The 4,894-nt window shown below is 71.6% G+C and carries 5 protein-coding genes and 1 pseudogene; all 6 read left to right on the top strand.

The genetic code is table 11. The features are described from left to right. A pseudogene (locus tag GA0115259_RS40640) lies at positions 1 to 275 on the top strand (hypothetical protein); the annotation flags it as partial. Positions 276 to 383: 108 nt separating this feature from the next. Beyond that, complete coding sequence (locus GA0115259_RS28240) at positions 384 to 1,193, top strand: ABC transporter ATP-binding protein (RefSeq protein ID WP_176732681.1); 810 nt, start codon at positions 384 to 386, stop codon at positions 1,191 to 1,193. 152 nt (positions 1,194 to 1,345) lie between these two features. Then, complete coding sequence (locus GA0115259_RS28235) at positions 1,346 to 2,539, top strand: hypothetical protein (RefSeq protein ID WP_256098178.1); 1,194 nt, start codon at positions 1,346 to 1,348, stop codon at positions 2,537 to 2,539. Between the two features lie 126 nt (positions 2,540 to 2,665). After that, the gene (locus tag GA0115259_RS28230; protein ID WP_093602267.1) at positions 2,666 to 3,457 is read left to right on the top strand and encodes a spermidine synthase family protein; all 792 of its coding nucleotides are present in this window, start codon (positions 2,666 to 2,668) and stop codon (positions 3,455 to 3,457) included. 113 nt (positions 3,458 to 3,570) lie between these two features. Further along, on the top strand, positions 3,571 to 4,308 hold the full coding sequence (locus GA0115259_RS28225; protein WP_066948181.1) for a response regulator transcription factor: 738 nt from the start codon (positions 3,571 to 3,573) through the stop codon (positions 4,306 to 4,308). Between the two features lie 110 nt (positions 4,309 to 4,418). After that, positions 4,419 to 4,894, top strand: a 476-nt coding sequence (locus GA0115259_RS28220) for a HAMP domain-containing protein (protein ID WP_141716719.1), incomplete at its 3' end; no start/stop codon positions are given.

Genomic DNA, 4,894 nt, shown 5'->3' with positions numbered 1-4,894 from the left:
GGTCCGTGGGCTGCCGTACGGCGGCCGGTGCGGTGGCGGGCGCCTGGGCGGTGGCGATCGCCGGATCGCTGCTGGGCACATCGCGGCAGGGCAGCGGCGGCATGGAGATCGCGGAGCTCCCGACGGCCGAGCTGTCCGCGTATCTGACGCGCTTCCTGGCCGGCGCCGAGGCGCAGGGCGGCTGGGCCGCCGGCGCCCTGGTGTGCGCGGGACTGCTGGTCCTGCGACGGCGGTCGTTCGACCGCCCGGCCCTCGGCGCTCCTGGGCATGTGTGAGGACGCCCGCACGCCCCGCACGCACGCACCAGGCAATCAACGACGACTGAATCGAAAGGAACGCGCGTGACAGCAACGGACACGGCGACAGACATAACGGCAGCGGCCATGGCGGTGGAGGTGCGCGGGCTGACCGTCAGACACCGCCGGACGGTCGCGCTCGACACGGTCGATCTCGGCCTGGGCCCCGGCGTCCACGGACTGCTCGGTCCCAACGGCGCGGGCAAGACCTCCCTGATCCGGGTCCTCGCGACGGTCGCCGCGCCCGCCGAAGGGCGGGTGGAGCTGCTGGGCCTGAATGTGTCCGAGCACGAGCCCCGCGCGGCCGTACGGCGGCGGCTCGGCTATCTCCCGCAGGAGTTCGGCTACTACCCGGGCTTCACGGTCCGTGAGTTCGTCTCGTATGTGGCCTGGCTCAAGGAGATGCCCGCGCCTCAGGTGCCCGGGGCCGTGGAGCGCGCGGTCGACCGGGTCGGGCTGATGGACCGTATCGACACCAAGGTGAAGACGCTGTCGGGAGGCATGGTGCGCCGGATCGGGATCGCCCAGGCGATCGTCAACGAGCCCGATCTGCTGCTGCTCGACGAGCCGACCGCCGGTCTCGATCCGGAACAGCGCGTCGAGTTCAGGGCGCTGCTCCGGGACATGGGCTCCGCCTCCACCGTGATCGTCTCCACGCATCTCGTGGAGGATGTCGCGGCGGCCTGCTCGGAGGTGACGCTGCTGGAGTCCGGCCGGATCGCGTTCCGCGGTACGACGGCGGAGCTGACCGCGCTGGGAGACGGCACGGGCGACAAGCCCGGCGACAACCCGATCGAACGCGGCTACACGGCGGCGGTACGAGCGGTACGGGCCGTACGGTCACACCGCGCCGCGTCCGAAACCGCCTCCATGACCGCCACGGAGGCCGCCCGATGAGCGCCGTCAACACCTCTGGCACTGACACCTCTGGCACCCCTGGCACGCCTGACACCCCTGGCACCACCTCCCGTACTGCACCGTCCCTTCGCAGACCTCTCCGCGCCGAGCTGCTGCGAGGCGTCGGTCCATGGGCCGGTACCGCGGTCGCCGTGACCATCTGGGTGGTCATGTACTCCAAGGTGCCCCAATGGCAAGGGCGTTGGACGGAGACCACCGATCTGCTGCGCGTCGTCGGACTGCTGCTCTGCGGGCCCGTCGCCGCCGCCGCCGGGTGCTGGCAGGGCGGACGTGAGCGGCGGCGCGGCACCGACGAACTGTGGATGTCGTTCCCGCGCACCCGGCTGCGCCAGGCGCTCCATGCCCTGGCACCCGCCGCGCTCTGGCCGCCCGCCGGATATCTCGTCGGTGCGAGCGGCTGTCTGCTGGCGACCTGGCCGTACGCGAGCGGCCCGCCGCCGTTCGTCTCGCTGATCGCGGCGGACGCGGTGGCCCTCGCCGCTCTTGGTGTGCTGGGCTTCGTGGCCGGCCGGCTGATCCCGTGGCGACTGGCCGCACCGGTGCTGGGCGCCGTCACCTATATCGCGCTGGGCCTTCCGGCCTACACCCAGTGGGACATCCGCTGGCTGGATCCGGCCACCGACCACTTTTATCTCTGGGACCGGCCGGTGTGGTGGTTCGGACCGGCGAGCGCCGTGTGGACGGGCGGTCTCGCGGCGGCGGCGCTCCTGGCGTACGCGGCCCGGCGCCGCGTCCTCGCGCTGCTCCCTCTCGTTCTCGCCTTCGCCGCAGCCGTACCGATCGCACTGGCCGGCGAGGCGGTGTGGCGCCCGGATCCGGAGGCGGCCCGGCTGGTCTGCGACAACAGCGACGACGGCACTCCGCAGGTGTGCGTGACGGCGGTCGACCGGAAACTGCTGCCCGCGACCTCGGCGGCGCTCGCCGGTACCAACGCCAAGCTGCGCGGCGTACCGGGCGCGCCCACCCGCTGGGTCGACGGCCGCTCGCACCGGCCGGAGGAGGTTGGGCTGCTGACCCCTGCCGACCTGGCCGTACGCGACCGGCTACCCGATCCCGCGTACTACGCGAACTGGGCGGTCGGCGCTCTCTTCGACGACGACTGCGGTCGGACCGAATTCGACGCCCCCGGCTGGGAGCAGGCCTCCGCCATCCATTCGGCCGTACGCCAATGGCTCGCCCCGCACCCGAACTCGGCCCCGCCCTGGCCGGAGACCGTCGCGCACCTCAAGCGGCTCGAAGCCATGAACGCCGAGCAGGGCCGTGCCTATCTCACCCGCTATCTCGCCGCCGACCGCTGCCGCGCCGACGAGGTGCCGGTCCCATGAACGGAAAACGCGGAACCCGAAGGCGGGCGACAAAGGACGGGCGACAAAGGATTTGTCCCTCCCGCTCCCTCCGCACCAGGATGTTGGCGATGTGTTCCACCGACGGACACCGACGGAGAGGTCCGCATGCCCGTACCCGCCACTTCCGTACCCCCTGCGGTCCCCACCTCGGCGGTCCCTGTCTCGTTCCCCGGCCCGGACTCCGCTCCCCTCACCCTCGACCGCCGCGACGGACCGTACGGCGAGATCGTGCTGCGACAGCGCGGCGAACGGCTGGAAATCATCGCCAACGGATGCTTCCTGATGGACACCTCGGACGGCCGCTCCGAGCGTCTGCTGATCGACGCGGCGCTGGACACGCTGCTCGCGGCGCGTTCCGCACCGCGACCGGAACCGGAACCGCGGTCGGAACCGGAGCCGCCCGCGCCGAAGCCGTCCGTTCTCGTCGGCGGGCTCGGGGTGGGCTTCTCCCTCGCGCACGCCGCCGCCGATGCCCGCTGGGGCCGGATCGTGGTCGTCGAGCGTGAGCAGGCCGTCATCGACTGGCATCGCGAGGGCCCGCTCGGCCGGATCTCGGCCGCCGCGCTCGCCGATCCGCGGACCGAGATCCGCCGCGCCGATCTGGTGGAGTACGTACACACCGCCACGGAGCGTTACGACGCGCTCTGTCTGGACATCGACAACGGACCGGACTGGACGGTGACCGAGGGCAACGGGAATCTGTACTCGGCGGACGGTCTGGCCGCCTGCCGCGCGCGGCTGAAACCCGGCGGTGTGCTCGCCGTATGGTCGGCGCGGCCGTCGCCCGCCTTCGGCGAAACATTGCGGAATGCCGGTTTCACCGGGGTACGGGAGGAAGAGATCCGGGTTGCCCGAGGCGTACCCGACGTGGTCCATCTCGCTGTTCGCACTGCGTAGCCGGAAGGCCGCCGCTGCCTCTACGCTGCACCACACACACATCGATCCACATCCGCATCGGGAATGTGGATCGCGGGAACAAGGATCGCGGAACGCGTACCAGGGGCGGGGCGATGGAGCAGACACACACCAGCCACAACGGAGTCGCGGCGACGCCCGGCGCCCAGCGCCGGGTCCTGGTCGTCGAGGACGATGCGACGATCGTCGACGCCATCGCCGCACGGCTGAGGGCCGAGGGATTTCTGGTGCAGACGGCGGTGGACGGCCCGGCGGCCGTCGACGCGGCCGAGGCCTGGCAGCCGGACGTGATGGTCCTCGATGTGATGCTGCCCGGCTTCGACGGCCTGGAGGTCTGCCGCCGGGTCCAGTCGCAGCGCCCGGTGCCGGTGCTGATGCTGACGGCCCGCGACGACGAGACCGACATGCTGGTCGGCCTCGGCGTCGGCGCCGACGACTACATGACCAAGCCGTTCTCCATGCGGGAGCTGGCGGCCCGGGTGCATGTGCTGCTGCGCCGGGTGGAGCGCGCGGCGCTCGCCGCGGTGACTCCGCGCAGCGGCATCCTGCGGCTGGGCGAGCTGGAGATCGACCACGCGCAGCGCCGGGTGCGGGTGCGCGGCGAGGATGTCCATCTGACGCCCACCGAGTTCGATCTGCTGGTGTGCCTGGCGAACACTCCGCGCGCGGTGCTCTCCCGGGAGCAGCTTCTCGCCGAGGTGTGGGACTGGGCGGACGCCTCCGGCACCCGTACGGTCGACAGCCATATCAAGGCGCTGCGCCGGAAGATCGGCGCCGAGCGGATCCGTACGGTGCACGGCGTCGGATACGCGCTGGAGACTCCCGCGCCATGAGCCGCGCCACGAGCCGCGCCATGAGCCGGTCGGGCTCCGGTGCGGACACAGCGGACACACACGGCACACACGGCACGGACACGCACGGCGGCGGTACGGAGCCCACCGGCCTGCGGCCGTTCTCCATCAAGGCCAAGCTCGGCACCCTGGTCGTCGTCTCCGTCTTCATCACCACCGGTCTGCTGATGGTGGCCCTGCGCACCGAGACCGAGCTCCGCTTCATCACCGTCTTCTCGATGATCGCCACCTTGCTGATCACCCAGTTCGTGGCCCACGGTCTGACCGCGCCGCTCGACGAGATGAACACCGTCGCCAAGGGCATCTCGCACGGCGACTACACCCGCCGCGTCAGCGGCGCCGACCGCCGGGACGAGCTGGGCGACCTCGCCTCCACGATCAACCGCATGGCCGACGACCTGGAGGCGGAGGACCGGCACCGCAGGGAGCTGATCGCCAATGTCTCGCACGAGCTGCGCACACCGATCGCCGCGCTGCGGGCCGTGCTGGAGAACGTCGTGGACGGAGTCTCCGCCGCCGATCCCGAGACGATGCTGACGGCGCTGCGCCAGACGGAGCGGCTCCGCCG

This window comes from Streptomyces sp. MnatMP-M17, from assembly GCF_900091995.1.
Taxonomy (GTDB): domain Bacteria; phylum Actinomycetota; class Actinomycetes; order Streptomycetales; family Streptomycetaceae; genus Streptomyces.
The sequence above is the reverse complement of the archived record's forward strand: the minus strand, read 5'-3'. Positions and strand labels throughout refer to the sequence as shown.